The organism is Pedobacter sp. ASV28, from assembly GCF_016428855.1.
GTDB lineage: Bacteria > Bacteroidota > Bacteroidia > Sphingobacteriales > Sphingobacteriaceae > Pedobacter.
This window is the reverse complement of record NZ_JAELTN010000038.1, coordinates 22,158-42,357: the sequence shown is the minus strand read 5'-3', so window position 1 is coordinate 42,357 and position 20,200 is coordinate 22,158. Positions and strand designations below refer to the sequence as shown.

15 protein-coding genes and 2 tRNA genes are annotated in these 20,200 nt (G+C 38.1%); 8 read left to right on the top strand and 9 right to left on the bottom strand.

All coding sequences use genetic code 11. The features are described from left to right. Positions 1-39: 39 nt before the first annotated feature. Positions 40-1,335 (bottom strand): (Fe-S)-binding protein, encoded by a 1,296-nt coding sequence (locus tag JHD79_RS14515; protein ID WP_199120027.1) that lies wholly within the window; start codon positions 1,333-1,335, stop codon positions 40-42. Positions 1,336-1,569: 234 nt separating this feature from the next. Here JHD79_RS14515 and JHD79_RS14510 point away from each other — a divergent pair. The 4 genes from JHD79_RS14510 to JHD79_RS14495 all read left to right on the top strand — a co-directional run bounded on the left by JHD79_RS14510 (position 1,570) and on the right by JHD79_RS14495 (position 3,116). Further along, a tRNA-Phe gene (locus tag JHD79_RS14510) sits at positions 1,570-1,642 on the top strand. Between the two features lie 43 nt (positions 1,643-1,685). After that, positions 1,686-1,760, top strand: a tRNA-Val gene (locus JHD79_RS14505). Positions 1,761-1,902: 142 nt separating this feature from the next. Next, entirely contained in the window at positions 1,903-2,487 is a 585-nt protein-coding gene (locus JHD79_RS14500) for a Crp/Fnr family transcriptional regulator (RefSeq protein ID WP_199120026.1), read from the top strand. Positions 2,488-2,555: 68 nt separating this feature from the next. After that, the gene (locus tag JHD79_RS14495; protein WP_199120025.1) at positions 2,556-3,116 is read left to right on the top strand and encodes a DinB family protein; all 561 of its coding nucleotides are present in this window, start codon (positions 2,556-2,558) and stop codon (positions 3,114-3,116) included. Between the two features lie 354 nt (positions 3,117-3,470). Here JHD79_RS14495 and JHD79_RS14490 read toward each other — a convergent pair whose 3' ends face one another. From JHD79_RS14490 to JHD79_RS14460, 7 genes are all read right to left on the bottom strand, one after another. Next, positions 3,471-4,001 carry a ferritin gene (locus JHD79_RS14490; protein ID WP_199120024.1) on the bottom strand — a complete coding sequence of 177 codons (531 nt, stop codon included), beginning with the start codon at positions 3,999-4,001 and terminating at the stop codon, positions 3,471-3,473. Between the two features lie 98 nt (positions 4,002-4,099). Beyond that, positions 4,100-4,471: a hypothetical protein gene (locus JHD79_RS14485; RefSeq protein ID WP_199120023.1), complete on the bottom strand. Its 372-nt coding sequence runs from the start codon at positions 4,469-4,471 to the stop codon at positions 4,100-4,102. 356 nt (positions 4,472-4,827) lie between these two features. Then, positions 4,828-5,955, bottom strand: coding sequence for an efflux RND transporter periplasmic adaptor subunit (locus tag JHD79_RS14480; protein WP_199120022.1), 1,128 nt, complete (start codon positions 5,953-5,955; stop codon positions 4,828-4,830). 2 nt (positions 5,956-5,957) lie between these two features. Then, positions 5,958-10,283, bottom strand: a complete 4,326-nt coding sequence (locus JHD79_RS14475; RefSeq protein ID WP_199120021.1) for a CusA/CzcA family heavy metal efflux RND transporter — start codon at positions 10,281-10,283, stop codon at positions 5,958-5,960. A 59-nt stretch (positions 10,284-10,342) separates the two neighbouring features. Next, positions 10,343-10,741 (bottom strand): hypothetical protein, encoded by a 399-nt coding sequence (locus JHD79_RS14470; RefSeq protein ID WP_199120020.1) that lies wholly within the window; start codon positions 10,739-10,741, stop codon positions 10,343-10,345. Positions 10,742-10,857: 116 nt separating this feature from the next. Beyond that, positions 10,858-11,259, bottom strand: coding sequence for an SRPBCC domain-containing protein (locus JHD79_RS14465; RefSeq protein ID WP_199120019.1), 402 nt, complete (start codon positions 11,257-11,259; stop codon positions 10,858-10,860). Positions 11,260-11,270: 11 nt separating this feature from the next. Beyond that, positions 11,271-11,711 carry a VOC family protein gene (locus tag JHD79_RS14460; protein WP_199120018.1) on the bottom strand — a complete coding sequence of 147 codons (441 nt, stop codon included), beginning with the start codon at positions 11,709-11,711 and terminating at the stop codon, positions 11,271-11,273. Between the two features lie 222 nt (positions 11,712-11,933). On the opposite strand from JHD79_RS14460, the gene JHD79_RS14455 reads away from it, so the two are divergent. The 4 genes from JHD79_RS14455 (at position 11,934) to JHD79_RS14440 (ending at position 19,534) form a co-directional block, all read left to right on the top strand. Beyond that, entirely contained in the window at positions 11,934-12,326 is a 393-nt protein-coding gene (locus JHD79_RS14455; RefSeq protein WP_199120017.1) for a BlaI/MecI/CopY family transcriptional regulator, read from the top strand. A gap of 31 nt (positions 12,327-12,357) precedes the next feature. Continuing rightward, positions 12,358-14,040: a M56 family metallopeptidase gene (locus tag JHD79_RS14450; protein ID WP_199120016.1), complete on the top strand. Its 1,683-nt coding sequence runs from the start codon at positions 12,358-12,360 to the stop codon at positions 14,038-14,040. A 33-nt stretch (positions 14,041-14,073) separates the two neighbouring features. Then, entirely contained in the window at positions 14,074-16,527 is a 2,454-nt protein-coding gene (locus JHD79_RS14445) for an outer membrane beta-barrel protein (protein ID WP_199120015.1), read from the top strand. A gap of 154 nt (positions 16,528-16,681) precedes the next feature. Then, the gene (locus JHD79_RS14440; protein WP_199120014.1) at positions 16,682-19,534 is read left to right on the top strand and encodes a S8/S53 family peptidase; all 2,853 of its coding nucleotides are present in this window, start codon (positions 16,682-16,684) and stop codon (positions 19,532-19,534) included. Positions 19,535-19,564: 30 nt separating this feature from the next. Here JHD79_RS14440 and JHD79_RS14435 read toward each other — a convergent pair whose 3' ends face one another. Further along, a complete protein-coding gene (locus tag JHD79_RS14435; protein WP_199120013.1) occupies positions 19,565-20,140 on the bottom strand; it encodes a thymidine kinase in 576 nt (191 codons plus the stop codon). Positions 20,141-20,200 lie beyond the last annotated feature (60 nt).

Here is a 20,200-nt window from a genome sequence, read left to right as displayed (position 1 = left end):
TTTTGTTCTTTTAATTTTGCTCTTTGCTCTCTCTCTTACTTAGTCTTCTGTTGCCCAATTAAATCTATCGGCTGGTGAGTATTTCCAAGGTGCTCCATTGTTTTCTACATTGCCCAGCATTGCATTAATACTGGCCGGGGCAACCGATTCTTCCATCACCGCATAGCGCCTTAATTCTACAATAATGGCCAATGGGTCAATATTTATAGGACAAGCTTCTGTACAGGCATTACAGCTGGTACAGGCCCATATCTCTTCCCTGCTAATATAATCGTCCAATAAGGATTTGTTATCTTGGTGATCTGCGCCGTATTTGTCCAGGTTTTTGCCCACTTCTTCTATACGGTCGCGGGTATCCATCATGATTTTACGCGGTGAAAGCAATTTACCTGTGAGGTTTGCAGGACAGACCGACGTACAACGCCCGCATTCGGTACAGGTGTAGGCGTTTAGTAGGTTTGCCCAACTTAAATCGTTGACGTCCTTGGCTCCGAATTTTCCTGGAGCAGCTTCTGCAGGTACAAAAGAAGGATCGAGCATGGCTTTTACCTCGTTGGTTACACTGGCCATATTGGTGAATTCACCCTTGGGTTCCAAATTAGAAAAGTAGGTGTTTGGAAAGGCCAACATAATATGAAAATGTTTAGAATAGGGCAGGTAGTTCAAGAAGGCAAAGATGCCAATAATATGGAACCACCAGCAGAAACGCTCTATAAAAATTAAGGTACTAATTTGATCTGGTAATAGGGCCTGTAGCCAAGTGCTTACCGGAAAGGCACCTGCATTGATATAATGCGCTTCGCCCAATATTTGTAACTTGGCATCTGCGGCATTCATGGTCAGAAAGGCAGACATCAATAGGATTTCTGTAATGAGGATATAGTTGGCATCTGATTTGGGCCAGCTTTTCATTTCTACTCCAGAAAAGCGTTTTAATTTTAGTATATTTCTTCTGATCAGAAAAACGGCACAGGCCAACCATACTCCCGCTGCCAGGAATTCGAAAGAACCAATGAGGAAATTGTAAAAACTGCCTAATCCGGCAAATGCCCTGTGAGAACCAAAAATACCGTCAACTATAATCTCTAACACTTCCAGGTTGATGATCACGAAGCCAAGATATACAATGAGATGTAAGAAGAAGGGTATTGGTCTTACCGCCATTTTAGTTTGCCCAAAAGCAACTTTGAGCATGGTGATTAATCTTTTTTGGGGCTGATCGCTACGATTTGCAGCTTTACCCAGCTTGATATTTCGAACTATCTTTCGGGCATTATAACTAAATAATCCAATGCCTGCTAAGGCTAGAATAACAAATATAATCTGTGAAGCCATAATTTCTTTATCGTAATGGTATGGCTAAGTTAAAAGTTTTAGTTTTAAAATATATTATTATGCATGCATAATTTTATAAATTTAGAATGGATATGGATTGTCTTCAAGTGAAGTGGAAAATTAATTGGCTGATTTTTAGAGGGGAAACATGCGTTTTCCAGTTTTTTATAAAGAAATTTGAAAAAATATTTTTGCTTTCAAAAAAAGAAACTACATTTGCAATCCCAAACGGGAGGTACCTTAGCTCAGTAGGTAGAGCAAAGGACTGAAAATCCTTGTGTCGCTGGTTCGATCCCAGCAGGTACCACAAAAGCCTTTCAACATACGTTGAAAGGCTTTGTTATGATAGAGGGAGTTTAGCTCAGCTGGTTTAGAGCACTACCTCGACAAGGTAGGGGTCACTGGTTCGAACCCAGTAATTCCCACAAAAGCTTCAACTTTATGCTGAAGCTTTTTTATTTTGGGATGGTTCCTATCCTGGGTATTCAAGTAATTTGTAAAAAAGAATCATAGTGATTGCCGAAGTCAAATCTTTAAATATTTGTATTTTAGTGTATAAAATAAACTATGGAAGCTGATCTACAACAATTAAGGGCCGCTTTGGATCTGATGAGTAATCTATCTGATACCGAATGGCAGTTGTTTGCCTCCATTTGGCAGCCTTTTTCTGCCAGAAGAAAAGAAATGCTGACGAGGACGGGAGAAGTAGAAAAATACCTATACTTTGTAACGGAAGGTGTACAGCGAATTTATTTTGTCAATGAAAAAGGAAATGAGGCCACACTGGTTTTTACCTATGCGCCTTCTTTTGGTGGCGTGCTTAATTCCATGATGACGGAAACAAGGTCTAGCTATACTTATGAAACCCTAACCTCTTCTTCATTTTTGAGAGCTTCGGTTAAAGATCTGAAAAGGATCATGGAGCAGGAACCCGCTATTAATATGATGGTGGTTCAGGGAATTAGCAATGCCCTGGGCGGCTTGTTGGAAAGGTTGGCCGAATTGCAATTGATGAGCTCTGAAGAAAAGTTCAGAAAGTTGTTGACCAGGAGCCCGCATATTTTACAGTTAATTCCACATAAGTATCTGGCCAGTTATTTAGGTATTGATGTCACTAATTTTAGTAAGCTGCTTAATAGAACATTAATTTAGAATCTTGGTAAATGCCAAGTTTTAACTCCTGCTAAGCTTATACATTTGCCTCAAATCAGTATGGTATAATGAAGCCAATAAATAAAGAACAATTTCTAGATCAGTTGTATGAAAGGGTAGAGGGCTACCTAGATGTGGTCATTTTCAAATATCAAAATTTACCAAGCCATTTACTTTGCCAGCCAGCCGCTGACCAGGGTTGGAGTATTTCACAATGCTTGACCCATCTTAATTCTTATGGTGATTATTATTTGCCCAAAATAGAAGCTATTGTATTTAAGAACACAAGCAATTCTATATATAATTATGTGCCTGGTTGGTTAGGTACTTATTTTGTAAATATGATGGATGCTAAGAAATCGGATAAAAAGTATAAGGCGGCAAAGCAACATTTACCCTTAGAGGCCGATGCTAATGAAGCGGTAGCCTTATTTATTCATCAAAAGGAAAGGTTGTTGAAGTGTCTGCAACAGGCAAAAGGAGTAGACCTCGGCAAGGAAAGGATTCCTATTTCAATACAGAAACTGGTTAAGCTAAAATTAGGAGATGTGCTGTCCTTTTTGGTCATGCATGATGAAAGGCACATGCAACAGATAGAACGGATAAGCAATGAACAAGCGAAAAATTAGGCTAAAGGACAATTCTTGCACCTTTTCCCCTTTAGGTATTTTTCACAGCACTCTTTCTTTTTTTTATCTTTTTTGTCGTGCTTTGAACCCTTTTTCTTTTTATCCTTTTTAGACATGTTTTTTTGTAGTTAGCTTATGCTGCAAATTAGCAGGTGCTCCAATACTGGTTTTTACTAAACCGTCTTACTTTAAAACCAATGCTGAAATAAATTCAGCATGACGGAACGTCGTTTAGCATCAGCCTGAATTTATTGGACACCTTATGTAATACTATTAAATTAAACAAAAAAGGCGCATATTTGTTGTATGCACCTTTTTGTTTATCGGTTTTTAGTTAACAATTAGTCGAAGACACTACGCTTCGCTATCGTAGCTAATTTGACCTACATGTTTGTCTATTTGCCATCTGCCAGTTCCTTCTTCTCCAATTACTTCAAATAGCTCTAATGCCCTGCGAGCTTTGTATTCTTCTTCTCTTTGCTCTCTAAAGAACCAATTGAGGAATTCTAAGGTTACATAATCTTGTTCTTTATGGCAACGGGCGGCAATGTTTTTAATTGATTGCGTAACACTGATCTCCTGTTCTAAGGCTTCTTCAAAAACTTCACGAAAAGAATTGTATTCTTGTTTAACATTGGTAATGTCAGGAGAGATGGCTGTTCCACCCATATCCAACACATATTTGAAGAATTTCAATTGATGCTGTCTTTCTTCTTCTGCTTGCTTAAAGAAATAATCTGCAGAAAAGTCATAACCATTTCTGTTGCACCATGAGGCCATAGATAGGTAAATGGCTGATGAATGGGCTTCTTTTTTTATTTGTTGGTTGATTAGTGTTTCTACATCTGAAGATAACAAACACTTAACTCGCATAATATCTTTCATAATTTCCTCCTTTTGCATACAATGATGACACAAAAATAGTGCTATAATAGCCTAGAAAAGAATTTATTAATAATATGGAAAGAGTCTAAGTCTTAGTTTTAAGAAGCCAAGCGGTACAGACAATCGTGGATAATGTGGTTGAGTTCTAACATGACGAAAGTTCCCTGAAGCAATTCCTTCAGTTTGATCAGTTCTAAGAGAGAAAGTACGTAAGAGTGATCGCAAGCACAAATGAAGATAATCTCTACATCTGCAGATTGGACACTGTTTAATAATTTGCCTTCGATGTCAACCTGATAAACTGCTTTCTTTAATTTTAAAAGATTTCTGTAGTCAAAGCGGGCCAATTTTCCTGCAAAATCAATGTACCAGCAATTTTCCGAATCAGACTGGAAGATAGTCCCGCTAGTTGTAGCAAATACTTCTTCAAACGTAGCAACAGGAAATAAAGGTTCTTGTAGTTTTTGCACTTTTGTTAATTATTAGGTACAAAAGTAACACTATTTAGATTTAATACAAATAAAATTAAAAAAAGAACATCTTCTAAAAGCATCAGCACTTATTGGGCCATTTGAAATAGGGATATTGATTCTCAGACTGGTTTTCAATAGAACCAAGATGTCTTTTTAGCCATTTTCTTAATGTTTAAGGTGAGTTTTGGGTCGCTCAAAAAAAGCGGAGTGTTTCTTGGGAACCGCTGATAAGAATAAACAAGCCGAAAAATGAGGTGCCAATGCCCAGCATGAGGATAGAAAAGATTTTGCTTAGGGCCGCTAACATACATACCGAATAATGTGCCCCAAAACTCACCTTATCTACTTATTTACTATTCCTCATCGGCCGTATTTTTCAATTTCATAAGGATAGAATAGGCTCCTCTGGTAGCTATTTTCTTATCTTTAAGATTGGATTGGATCACTGTGTAACCGTTCTCGCTGCTGCCAATTGACACTTCGGTCATGATAAATTTGTTTTTAGCAAGTTCTACAAAAACATAATCTTTATTTTCAAAACTGACTATTGCTTCCTGGGGCAAGGTTTGTGTTTTAAGATTCTGAAGCTGTAATTCTGCGTTCATATACATACCTGGAATGAGGTCCTTGTTGTACTTTTCAAAATGGCAATGTACTTCGCTTCGGCCCCCTTCAGCTATATTATGGCTTACCAAGATCACTTCTGTTTCGTATTTTATATTCGGTTTGGTATTGTTATAGGCAATAACCCTTTGGCCAACGGAAATTTGATTGAGATCCTTTTCGAATACGGTAAGGTTAAGGTGTATATCAGTAGGGTTGATGAGTTCGAAAATAACGTCTGAGGGCGTAACATATTTACCGATATTTACATTTACCTTGCTAATGTATCCGTTAATTGGAGAATAGATATTGATGGACCTTGATATCCTATCTTCATTTAATTTGCTGGCATCAATGTTAATGAGTTTCAGTTTTTCCAGCAAAGCACGATGTTCTACCTTCAGGTTGTAATGTTCCGTTTCTACCTGTTGCAGGGTTTTATCGCTATTGGCCTTGCTCAGGTTTAACTCTTTTTGGCGAGCCAGTTCTTTAGTGGCGTAACTGAGCTTGTTTTTGATGCTAAGGTAATCTTGTTGAAGCTGGATGTACTGCGGATCTTCCAAGGTGGCAATAGCCTGACCTTTACTTACGCGTGTTCCCGGCAGCATGTTGGTTGCTTTTAAATAACCGCCCAAAGGAATGCTAATGGAAATCAGGTTTTGGGGTGGTACATCTATTTTTCCCTGTAGTTTAAGATGCTGGTTTACTTCCCTGAATTGTACTTCGCCAATTTGTAGGTTGATGTTCTTGGCCTGCTCATTGCTAAGTTCTACCTCATTTTCATTATTTGCAGTAGGTTGCTCCTGGAGGCTTGGCTTATGGTTACAGCCAAAGAAAATAAGGGCTAATGAAATGGCTAGATATGATTTATGCTTCATGGCTATTTTGATAATATATAATTCAATTCGATAATGCTCTTGTTAAGACTGGAAATGGCTTCGAGGTAATTTTGCTTAATAGCGATGGCCTCATTATTGAGTAAGGTCCACTCTATATAATTGATCTCGCCACTTTTAAACTGTTTGGTTAAGGTAGTGGTAATTTCATCTGCATTTCTAAGTCCTATACTTTCATAGTTTTTTACCATTTCCAACTGTTGTTGATATTGCTGGTAGGCAGCTTTAAATTGGGTAGCTAACTGCTTCAATGTGTTTTCGGTTTCGTTTTTACGAAATGCTTCATAGGTTTTTGCCGATTTTATCCGATGTCGCTGGACACCTCCAAATAAAGGGATATTTAAACCTAACTGAAAAGAATGAAAACGGTCGTTACTGTCAAATAGGCCATCACGAAGGGAAGTATTGTTGTACCCAATATTAAGTTCAGGCAACAACTTAGCTTGTTCTGCTTTTGTACTGGCAGATGCCGTTTTTTCTCCTTGTTGTTGCAGCTTTATTAAGGGGTGGTTGCTCCAGTTTAAGGTATCTAAGGCTATAAATTCGGCTTTAATATGGGGGGCAAAAGGAACGAAGGTGCTTTTACTGTTTAATAGCCATGCCAACTGCTGTTGCAGCAGGGCTTCGTCAATAGCTAAGCCGCTAAGCTTGGCCTTAATCTGTACCAATTGATTTTCGGCATTGGCTTTTTCCAAGAGATTACTTTCACCGGTTTTCAACCTGATAAGTGCTAGTTCAAGTAACTTGCGATAGGAAGTATCGGCCTGGAGATAAAGTTTTTTCTTTTGTGCCAGAACCAATAATTCATAAAAAATAGTGGTGGCTATTTTTTTTAACTCTACCTCATTAAGTTCTTTTTCAAGTAAGCTAGTTTTCCATTCGGCCAACATTTTGTTCTTTTGTCGGTTATAAACACTCGGTAGGCTGAAACTTTGACTGATGCTTAGTTTACTGTCGGGGAGATTACTATTAAACTTTCCATACTCTCCACTAATGCTAAGCGGAGCAATATTAACGGCAGTTTTGCTAAGGTCCTGATTATACTGTGCCTTTAGGGTGCTGCTTTTTAGGCTAATGTTGTTTTGATATAGGCTATCCAAAGCTTGGTTTAGCGTGATCTTCTGCTGTGCTTTGGCAGGGGCAAAAACAAATGCCAGCATGATGATCGGAATAATTTTGGCACCTCTTTTCAGTTTTATACCTTTCTCGAAACTTACATACAAAATGGGAAGTACGAAAAGTGTAAGTAGGGTGGCAATCATTAAGCCACCAATAACTACAGTGGCCAATGGACGTTGTACAGCTGCACCCGCTCCATTGCTTATGGCCATAGGTAAAAAGCCTAGGGATGCAACAAAGGCAGTCATTAAAACGGGCCTCAACCTGGTTTTTGTTCCTCTAATGACGACTTTTTTCATGTCTTGTTCTCCAGATTTTTTAATACTATTGAATTCTGCAACCAGTACAATACCGTTAAGTACGGCAATGCCAAATAGTGCAATAAAGCCTACACCTGCACTAATACTAAAAGGCAAGCCACGTATGGCCAATAAAAAAACACCTCCTATAGCAGATAATGGGATGGCCGTATAAATCAACAAGCCATATTTAATAGAGCCGAAAGCAAAATATAACAAGAGAAAGATGAGGATTAAGGATACGGGTACGGCAATCATCAATCTAGATTTGGCTTCGTTCAGGTTCTCAAAAGATCCTCCATAGGTAACCGTATAACCTGTAGGCAATTTAATTTGAGCCTTTACTTTGTCCTGTAATTCATTTACAATGCTTTCTACGTCACGTCCATTTACATTAAAGCCTACTAAAATGCGTCTCTTGGTATCTTCGCGTTGTATTTGACTTGGGCTGTTGGCCAAGCTGACTTTGGCTACTTGGTTAAGGGGTAGCTGTGTGCCATTTGGCGTGGGAATAAGCAGGTTTTCTACATCTTCTATACTTTTCCGTTTGTCTTGCTGAAGGCGGACCACCAGATCAAAACGTTTTTCGCCTTCAAAAACCAAGCCGGTGCTTTCACCGGCAAAGGCAGTATTGATATTACGATTGATGTCTGCAATGTTTAAACCATATTGGGCAATGGCAGCTCGGTTAAATTGGATGACAATTTGCGGCGTTCCGGTAATCTGCTCTATGTACATTTCGCTGGTACCTTGTACTTGTTTGGCCAGATTGCCCAATTTCTTGGCATACAGGGCTAACGTATCAAAATCATCTCCGAATATTTTGCAGACCACATCCTGTCTTGCACCAGTCATTAGTTCGTTAAAGCGCATCTGTACAGGAAACTGAAAGCTGGTGGTTACCCCGGGAACTTCACTGGCCACTTTGCCCATTTTTTCGGAAAGTTCATCGAAGCTTTTGGCAGAAGTCCATTCGTCTTTTGGCTTTAGATTGATGATCATATCACCTATATCCATAGGCAAGGGGTCTGTAGGTACTTCACTGCTTCCAATTTTGGCCACAATATTTTTTACTTCTGGAAAACGACTTTTGAGTATGCCTGCTACCTTTTGTATATTTTCGATAGAGGTGCTCAGGTTGCTGCCAGAAAGTACACGGGTTTCTACGGCATAGTCACCCTCTTCAATGGACGGAATGAATTCGCCACCTAAATTCGAAATGATAATGACCGAACTGACGAATAACCCGATAACAATGGCTATGACAGTTTTTGGAATGCCCAATATTTTCTGTAGGGCTTGACTGTATCTATTTTCCACTTTGGCCATCACCTTATCAGAGATATTGTTTTTTATTTTTATCTTCTTGCTCAACAATAAACTGCTGATCATGGGGATATAGGTCAAGGATAAGATGAAGGCCCCTAGCAGGGCAAAAGCCACAGTTTGTGCCATAGGCTTGAACATTTTACCTTCTATGCCCTGTAAGCTAAAAATAGGCAGGTATACAATTAAAATGATGATCTGGCCAAAAACAGCACTGTTCATCATTTTGCTTGAAGCGCTCTTAACTTCCGAATCCATTTCGTCTTGCCTGAGTATGCTGAGCCCGGAAAATTTCTTGCTATGGCTAAGCTGATGCATCACCGCTTCCACAATAATGACGGCGCCATCTACAATGAGGCCAAAGTCTAGTGCGCCCAAGCTCATAAGGTTGCCACTGACCCCAAAAATGTTCATCATGATAATGGCAAATAACATGGACAGTGGAATGACCGATGCGACGATAAAACCGGCCCTCAAATTGCCTAAGAAAATAACCAGTACAAAAACCACAATCAATGCACCTTCCAACAAATTGGTTTCAACCGTTTTTATGGCATTATTGACCATATGGGTACGGTCAAGGAAAGGAACAATTTCTACGCCTTCTGGTAGGGTCTCCTGTATGTTGGCAATTTTGGTTTTGATGTTGTCAATCACTACATTGCTGTTGGCGCCCTTTAGCATCATTACTATGGCGCCAGAAACCTCTCCTTCATTGTTAAAGGTCAAAGCTCCATATCTTGTGGCATAACCAATATTGATTTGGGCTACATCCCTGATAAGTAGGGGGGGAGAGGCTTCATTGCTTTTTACGACAATATTCTCAATGTCTTCCTTGTTTCCAATCAGCCCTTCACTTCTGATGTACAGCACGGTAGATTGTTTTTCGATATAAGCACCACCGGTATTTTGGTTATTGCTTTCCAAAGCCTTAAAGACATCGCTAATAGTGACCTGGTGCGCTGCAAGTTTACTGGGGTTTATGGTGACTTCATATTGTTTCAGTCTGCCTCCAAAACTACTGACTTCGGCCACACCTTTTACCCCTAGTAATTGTCGCCTAATTACCCAATCCTGAATAGTGCGCAATTCGGTAATGTCATAACGTTTTTCATATCCTTTCTTGGGTTTGACCACATATTGGTAAATTTCTCCCAGGCCAGTTGAAATGGGCCCCATTTCAGGTTTTCCAATGCCTTTTGGAATTTGTTCCTGTACCAGCAATAGCCGTTCTGCCACTTGTTGACGGGCCCAGTAAACATCTACATTGTCATTAAAAACAAGGGTGACCAGTGACAGCCCAAATCGGCTATAGCTTCTGATCTCCTGAATGCCCGCAATATTACTGTTGGCCTGCTCTACGGGAAAGGTAACCAGCCTTTCTATGTCGGTTGCGCCATAAGAAGGCGCAGTAGTAATAATCTGTACCTGGTTATTGGTAATGTCGGGTACAGCATCAATAGGGAGTTTGGTGAGCTCGAAACTACCGTATATGATAAGGCTAATGGTGAATAGCCCTATAATGAGTTTATTCTGTACAGAAAACTCTATAATTCTATTTAACATGGAATATCAATCAATTCTAATAAATGGACAACAGCATGTTTAATGCTGAATTTAATGCATTAAGAAATGATTAGGGATTTAGGGGGTTGCCAGATTTTTCCAGCATAGTTTGAATGGGGAATATGATCGTTGTTGATCTCTAGTTTTTGTTTAGGTAAAATTTGGTAGACTTTTTTAAGTGATAGGCCAAATGAAGGAGGTAATGCGGGACTTAAAGTGTTGGCCGTGGAAAAGTTAGGCGTCTTAAAAGGGAGCTGGTTATCTCTATCTGCATCATCATCTGTATGCGGAATATCGTTATAATGATGTTCTAGATAACTTAGGAAGGTAATCTCTTTATCTAAATTTTTATGTTCAAAGTAATGCTGAAAAAGTATAGGCAACTTGGTTAATTCCTGTAGTCCGGTACAAGAAAAAATATAAACGCTAAGGAATGATATATGTAAAAACCTTTTCAATGCTTCAAAAGTATAGAAACAAAGCTAAATAACCCTTAGACTAGATGAAAAATTACGAAATTTAGAAATGATCTATTTTGAATTTAGCGAGTATCGTAGCTTTATTGATAAGGTACTTAGATTTCTCCTTCTCTAGTTTCTGCCAATGCTTTAACTTTGACTAAGGCTGTTGGCCAGATTTCTTCAAAATAGGATTTATGTGCTGTTTGGGTATCTATCTCTACCGTTAGTTCGTTGAATTGGTTTTTGTTCCTTAAAGTGTAGTTTTCAAAAGCATTGCTGCATTTTTTAACCTCATCGCTATCGTAATCTTCAACGCCGTTTTTATAGCGGCCCAAATGGCGTATGGACATGTGTTCATTTGGAATATTTTCTGTAATCCTTGATACCATTCCCTCGCCAGCATTATCAAGAAAGAGGGCCCCGCTACCTTTTTCTAGAGCCTGCCGATAAGGGAGCGGTCCATTCTTCGTAAGTATGTTTTCCCAAGTACTTTCATACTTTTTCCATAGCGGCATTTATCGCTATTTTAAATGGATCTTCCATGGTTAATTAGGTTTGGGGGTAATTTGCTGAAATCCATAAACAACACATTCCATTTATGTCCGTCAAGGTCGGAGAAGCCTCCACCGTACATCCAGCCATCTTTTTCTCCACCTTTGGCATAGACAAAAGCTCCTGCTTCTTCTGCTTTTTTTAATAATTGATCTACATCGTCTCTATTTTCTGCATCTATGGATATTAAACATTCGGTTGAATGAGTTAAATCTGCAATTTTAAAAGGCGTGAAACTATTGAACACTTCTGCTTTGAAGAAGTTAACGATAAAGTCTTTTTTCCCAATTTTAAAAGAAGCCATAGCATCGTTTTTTGGAGCATGGGTATTTAAGGTAAATCCAATGCTGGTAAAGAAATCAATAGTTTTTTGGATGTTTTTAACTGGCAGATTGAGCCAAATTTCTTTTGTCATGGTCTGATTATTTAATAAATATAACCAAATTTCATGAAAATGGTTGACATGAATGGGGTTAAAAATGACAAATAAAGGGGGGTAACAGACAGTGGCCATCTATAAATCTTTCATGCTGTGGCAAATATTTATCGTCATGCAACAAAATATTTATTTTTTCGTCTATTAAAAAAAAGTTAATGTAAAATTTGTTTCGTACGAAAGTTATCCTACCTTTGTTTTATGCAGGAGAATAAATGGAAAAATTCAATCCCAGAACCTACTCGGGCAGAGTTGGAAATATTGCAAGTTTTGTGGGAATTTGGTGCCAGCACCGTTCGCTTTGTGAATGATGAACTTAATAAACAAAGAGATGTAAACTATACCTCTACCTTAAAGCAAATGCAAATTATGGCCGATAAAGGCATATTGAAGCGTGACGAAAGCCAGATGAAACATATTTATACGCCCGTGCAAGCTGAACTTAAAACCAAAGATCAATTGTTGGACAGGTTCGTAAATACTTTATATAAAGGTTCTACAGCCAATTTGGTTATGCAGCTTTTGGGAAATGAAAAAACATCGAAGGAGGAATTGGAGGAGATTAAAAAAATGCTGAACGAGTTAGGAAAATAGGCGAATTCAAAATAATTAAAGGACCACAGTTATGGAATTTCAATGGTTAAACTTTTTATCTTCAGATTGGATTAATGCACTTTATGGCACCTTATTCCATTCGCTTTGGATAGGTGTGGTAATGGCATTAGTTGCAGGTATCATTATTATCGGTACTCAAAACAGCACATCGTCTTTGAGGTATAATCTGCTCACTGCTTTATTGGGGATTTTTTCACTAACTACGATCTTCGTTTTTTATCAATCACTAGATAAAATTAACCAACTTTCTGATCACTTAAATCGTGATGTTTCAAATACAAATCAGCTTCTTAAGTTCAATCTTTTTAAGGATATTGATAGTATGTTAATTGTGCTGGGTGCTTATACCAATCAATTGATACTCGTTTGGTTTGGCGTTATTATGATCAAGTTCGTTCGGTTGATGGCTGGTTTGAAGGGCATTCATCACCTAAAACGTACAAAGATTTTTGATGCAGGTACATACTGGCAAAACAAGGTGAACGAACTTTCACAACAGTTGTATATCAAGCAAAGTGTCCAAATCTTGCAGTCTGGTATGGCCAAAATACCAATGGTAATAGGACATTTTAAGCCGATTATTTTAATGCCCCTCGGCATGTTAAATCATTTGAGCTTAACCGAAGTAGAAGCTATTTTAAGTCATGAACTGGCGCACATTAAGCGTAGGGATTATTTGGTAAATATCATTCAAAATATATTGGAGGTGCTGTTTTTCTTTAATCCAGCTGTTTTATGGATTTCTAAGATGATAAAGGAAGAAAGAGAGAACTGTTGTGATGACTTAGCAATTTGTTGTACCAACGATAAAAATGGTTATCTCAAAGCTTTAGTTTCTTGCCAGGAGTTTAATTTGGGAGTAGCTGATTTGGGGATGGCCATTACCGGCCATAAAAATCAACTTTTATTCCGGATACGTAGAATAGCGTTTAATAATAAGGCTTCTCTAAGTGGATTTGAAAAAATGGCATTAACCATTTCTTTGGTTTTAACCTTAGTTGTTGGTGTTGCATTTAACGTAAAAAGATATTCAAAGGAAGAGACGGTTGGCTTTAAAAATGCGCAGCTTAAAAAACAACTTTTTATTGCTAAACATGATCGACATGTGGCGGTGGCGAAAGCAAAAAAAAATCCTACTAATACAGCAAAGGAAATTTCACATGAAGAAGCAATAGAGAAAAATGATCATCCTATGGTAACCGAAAAAAAGGAATTAGGTGATGATAAGCCAAAAGCCTTAAGTAGTTTACAGGTGATGAGCGGATTGCAACAACTTCATTCAATGGCTCCTATGAAAACGAGCTTATTGCCCATGAGCAATAAACTTGAAGCACCTGCCGTATGTGTTAAGCCAAATGTATCCAATGTCATCCATACTGATGGATTGGTTACGGTAGCCGTAGATTTGAATAATGGAGGTATTAAGTCGACCACTATTTCTACTACGGTAAGTACGGTTAAGATAGATGGTAAAGTGGTCAGTCACGTAGTTTATCATGATCGGGATTCAAGAGCAGATATCCAAAAAGACATGATCAATGATAGTCTAATTGTAATTGGAGAAAATCCTAAGTATATTTTAAATTACAACGAGATGCTGGTGAATGGGGTTAAGCAAGATCATAAAACACACCAAAAGTATAAAGATAAGTATATCAAAAACACCGATACTCAATATCGTATTGGAAGTTAACAGATAAAATAAACTACGATCAATTCCTTTTTAATGAAAGCTAAATTTAGGGTTATTTTAACCTGCCTGATGGCTATTGCCTCAACTTTTGTCCATGCACAACAGCATGCTGCAATTATTAATGGTAAAATTACTGACCTTAATCTTAAAGCACTTGATCTGGCTACCGTTGCACTATTCAGGTCTACGGACAGTTTACTGGTCAAAACCGTTTTTACAGAAGCAGATGGAAAGTTTAGCTTTGATAAGATCGCGGCAGGCAGCTACCAGCTTAGGGTTTTATTGGTAGGTTATGCCAGTTATAGGGGAGAACCAATCATTGTTGTAGAAAATAGTAACACCATTGACTTGGGTAATATTAAGCTTGCAGCAGCTACAGAAACACTAAAAGAGGTTAATATTGTGGCAAAGAAACCTTTTGTAGAAAGGAAAATAGACCGGACCGTGGTAAATGTTGATGCGCTGATCTCGAATGCGGGAACCAGTGCGCTTGATGTGCTGGAAAAGTCTCCTGGTGTTAGCATAGACCAGAATGGGAATATTAGTTTAAAGGGGAAACAGGGAGTTGTTGTTTTTATTGATGATAAACCAAGTTATCTTTCTGGAACAGATTTGGAAAACTATCTTAAATCATTACCCTCTTCCATGCTGGATCAAATTGAATTGATGACAAATCCTCCTGCAAAATATGATGCCGCAGGTAATGCGGGGGTCATTAACATTAAGACTAAAAAAGATAAGGCTGTTGGCTTTAATGGTTCATTAAACTTGAGCCTTAACCAAGGTAAATTGAGCAGGTCTAACGATAGTTTTAATTTTAACTATAGAAAAAATAAATTCAACTTCTTTGGCAACTTTGGTTACAATTTAAACAATAGCTTTACCGATCTGGACTTAAACAGGAAATATAAAAATCCGGATGAAAGTGTAAAATACTTCTTTAATCAAAATTCTTATTTTAGGCGACATGGCGACACCTTTAATGGAAGGGCAGGCTTCGATTTTTATCAATCTGATTTTACCACTTGGGGAGTGGTACTGAAAGGAAATGTTAGAAATGCTAATAACGTAAATAACAATACCAGTTCACTATTCAATCCTGCTATGGTTAAAGATTCGAGCATTGTAGCCAAAAATATGGATGATATTGATTTTAGAAATGGGGGTATAAATGCGAATTATCGGCATCAGTTTGGAAAAACAGGAAAGGAAATTACGGTGGATGCTGACTATATCAATTACAATTCCCAAACAGATCAGCAATATTTTAATGATACCTTTCTGGGAAATGGACAACTGAAAGCCCAGGATTTATTGGAAGGTCATTTGCCCGGAAGAATTAATATCTATAGCCTGAAATCAGATTATTCCCAAAGTTTAACAAAGGTATGGAAGTTGGATGCTGGTGTAAAGACAAGTTACATCAAGACCAATAACATAGCCAGCTATTTTTATACCACTAACCATATTACGGTACCTGACTATGATAAAAGCAATCATTTCATTTATAGTGAAAATATAAGTGCTGCTTATTTGAATTTGAGCAAAGAAGGCAAAAGATTTTCGGTACAGGCCGGCTTAAGGTTAGAGGGTACCATATCCAAAGGAAACCAATTAGGCAACATCATGAAATCAGATTCTAGCTTTAAAAGAAGCTATCTTAACGCCTTCCCAACACTTTATTTCTCTTATAAGTTGGATACCCTGTCTATCCATCAGCTCGGGCTGAATTATGGAAGGAGAATTGATAGGCCTTTTTATCAGGATTTGAACCCATTCTATTCACCTTTAGATAAGTTCACCTATTATGTGGGCAATCCATTTTTAAAACCTTCGTTTACCCAAACCATAGAATTGTCTCATACCTATAAGAATAAAATTACCACTGCCCTAAGTTATAACTATACCAAAGACCAGGTCAATGAAACCATCGAGATTGTAGATGGAACTTATTACAGCAGGCCTGCTAACATTGGTAAGCAAGAGGTATATAACGCCTCTATCGATGCCAATACCGATATGACCAAATGGTTAAGCCTGCATTGGTATGGCCAGTATACCTATATTCATTCCCAAAGTGATTTTTATACCGGGTTTCTAAACACAAAAGGAGGATTTTTTTCAAGTAATGGAAATCTACAGTTGAAGTTTAATAAGGGATGGAGTGGAGAATTGAACTATAGATACCAGTCGAGACTAAGAAATGTACAATTTGAGCTGGCCAATATTTATGACTTTGGTTTGGCTGTACAAAAGAAATTGACTACAAGTACCACCTTAAAACTAAGTGCTACCGATATTTTTCAAACAAGGGCTGTTAATGGTATTATTAACAATCTTAATCTTACAGAAGCCAATTGGAGAAATAGGGGAGATTTTACAACGGTTATTTTTAGCTTAAACTATAGATTTGGCAAGGCCATCAATAACCTGCGTAAGCATAATGCAGATGGGGCACAAACGGAACAGAATAGGGTCAAAAATTAAAAGACCTGGGTTTGCCTACCGAAAATATTTAGGCATGATTTGGCGAATGAAATTACATCATCCATAAATTTGATGACCGTAAGCTAGGGAATAGAAAAAAGCTCTTGTATGACAGCTTCATTATCAATATCTTCGTTCATATCAACGCTTGTTAATGAAAAGAAGTTACCTGCTCATTTTATTGTTCTTTATCCTGTTGGCATTCAAACAGGATGCTTCAGAATTGCCCGTTGGCAAGAAGATATTTAAATTGCCGGTAGGAATAACAGCTAAGGACTATTTGCCCAATACTTTGGTCATTAAATTTAAAAGTGGTAAAAAGCTTAATGTAATTACAGAAAGCGCAGGGGACGCACTAAAGAAAAGTGGGATAACGTTATCTGATATTGATCCTATTTTTCGAAATGCCAATCAAACAGTGGTAGAACAAGCTGAAGGAAAAGAAAATATTTTTCATTTCGAAAATTATTTTTTGGCTAAATATAATGGTAATGCAGCCATAGAACAGGTAATCAATACACTTTTGCAAAATGATGATATCGATTATGTTGAGCCAAGTTATATTTATACCACTTGGTATACACCCAATGATGCAAGCTACGGTGCCCAATTTTCCCTGCCCCAGGTAAAAGCGCCACAGGCATGGGAGGTAATTAAAAATTCATCCAATGTAATTATTGGTATTGTTGATTCGGGCTCGGAAACCACCCATCAAGATCTGGCCGCTAATATCTACCTCAATACGGCAGATCCTATTAATGGCATAGATGATGATGGCGACGGTTATATAGATAATTATTATGGTTGGGATTTTTGTGGACAGTCGGCCAGTACCATGATTGGTGATAATGATCCGAATGTAAAAAGCAGTGCTACAGAACATGGTGTGCATGTAAGTGGAATTGCCAGCGCCGTTTCCAATAATGGCATTGGGGTAGCTAGTTTGGCTTTCAATGCCAAGCTGCTTATTGTGAAGGCAGGGGCAGATGATAATGGTCAATCTATTTATAAGGGTTATGAGGGAATTAAGTATGCGGCAGATAAAGGTGCCCATATTATTAACTGTTCTTGGGGCGGTGTAGGAGGTGGGCAGTTTGGTCAGGAAATGGTGAATTACGCTATTGCCAAAGGCTGTTTGATCATTGCGGCTGCCGGAAATTCAGCGAATGATACTCCTATTTATCCAGCAGCTTATGATGGCGTGTTAGCTGTAGCTAATCTAGATCAGAACGATAAAAAAGGGAGATATTCTAACTACGGAACCTATGTAGATTTATCGGCGCCTGGAGAAGGGATTTATAATACGGTTTATAATAACAGCTATGGTTATTACTCTGGCACGTCTATGTCGGCACCTTTGGTGGCCAGTGCTGCTGCCTTAATCAAGGCTAAATATCCACAGTATACTGCTTTGCAGATAGGCGAATTGTTAAGGGCTACTGCCGATAATATAGATCAGCAAAATCCAGATTACATCCATAAACTGGGTAAGGGAAGGTTGAATGTATATAGGGCATTAACCGAAGCAGCTTCTTCGGTAAGGTATCAATCAATTAGCATAACCGATCAAAGTTTGGGCAATCGTGCTCCAGGTACTGAAATTGCACTTAATTTTGTACTGAAGAACTTTTTGGCCCCTGTTACAGGACTAAATGTTAGCATATCGACCACTAGCAGCTATGTACAAATACTAGATCCCCAGATCAATGTTGGAAACTTGGCTACTTTAGAAACAAAGAATAATATAGGTCCTGTAAGGGTCAAGATATTGGCTAATGCTCCCGAGAATCACGAGCTTGTTTTTAATTTGACATATACTGCTAACGGAGGTACATATACCGATTTTGAGAGTTTTAGCACAGTTGTAGCACTTGATTATTTAAATGTAGCCGTAAACAAGGTCAGTACTACGCTAAGTTCAAACGGCAGGGTAGGTTACAGCAAGGCCAATGCAACGGCAGGATTGGGCTTTATTTATAAAGATGAGAATATGCTGTACGAAGCAGCTTTAATGATTGCTAAATCGGAAACTCAGGTAGTAAATAATGCCAGATTTGATGTAAACTACAGCAATGATTTTAAAAAACAACAAACAGCAGCATTGGTGCAGCATAGTACAGCAGCTTTTGAAGGTGCCAGTATTTTTACAGATGCTGGAAGTTCAACACCCATAGGTTTAAAAATAAAATCACGCCTATTAGCATTTAACCAAACCAATGAAGATAAATATGTTATTGTAGAATATGAGATAGCTAACCAGAGTGCCAATGACCTGGATGGAATTTATACAGGATTGTTTACCGATTGGGATTTGGATGAGGCTTCTTCCAATGCTACAAAATATGATGATGCTCAAAAACTAGCTTATGTGTATGCCAAAAAAAATGCGAGCTATCCTTATGCGGGGGTGAGGTTACTGAGTAATGCAGCACCAGCTGCCTACTATCCATTGTCTTATCAGCTTCCAAATAGCTTACTTTCAGATAATATATTCACCATTGCCGAAAAATACAAAAGTCTAACCTCAGGTATTAAAGATATAGGGCTGGGGTATAACACCGCTGATGGTTATGATGTGATGTTTACCATTGGAAGTGGTCCATACCGTATTCCCAAAAATGGATCCATTAAAGTGGCCTATGCTTTTATGGGCGGAGATAACCTAAATGATTTGTTTGAAATAGGGATGTCTGCACAAGCGAAATATAATGACCTAGCGTCGGTAGATACAAAGGTGGTTCCTACTATTTCTGCATTAAAACAGAACTACCCCAATGCAGCAAATCGTTTTACCTATATTCCTTTTGATCTGTCTGAACAATCGTTAACAACCTTAACCATTTATGATATAATGGGGAAGAAAATGGCACAAGTTGTTAATGAAGATTTGAGCGCGGGCGCTTATCGTATTTATGTTGACGTATCTAAATTTTCATCGGGTACCTATTTATATAAGCTAAAGACACCACATTACAGCAAGACCATGAAAATGATAATAGGAAAATAATAAAGTGTGAATATTTTTATAGCCTGTTAACTATCCAATATTGTTGTAACAAGCCCTGCAACGAGGCTCATAACTGTCTTTTTCTCCCAATAGAATTTTTGCTTCGCTGGCTGCGGTCCTATAAGAATATACAGCAGGACTCCCACATTGCATACATACCGCATTCACTTTCGTTACATGTTCTGCTATGGCCATTAATGCTGGCATTGGGCCAAAGGGCTTACCCAGAAAGTCCATATCTAATCCTGCGATAATGACCCTGATTCCTTTTTTGGCCAACTTGTTGCAAACTTCGGGAAGTTCATCGTCAAAAAATTGCGCTTCATCAATACCTACCACCTGTGTATTGGTACCAAGTAATAAAATAGCAGCAGAACTATCTACAGGTGTAGATTGTATAGAGTTTGAATCATGAGATACCACAGCGGTATCGTCATAACGAGTATCGGTTTTAGGTTTGAAAATCTCTACATTTAATTTAGCGATCTGTGCCCTTTTTAATCTTCTTATCAACTCTTCGGTTTTACCAGAAAACATGGAGCCGCAAATTACTTCTATGCTGCCACAAAATTCTCCCCTTCTAAAATTTTGCTCACTAAATAACATGTAAGGTATTTTTAGCCAAATATAAAAGATTTTTATAGTATTTTTGGTTGTCACTTATTA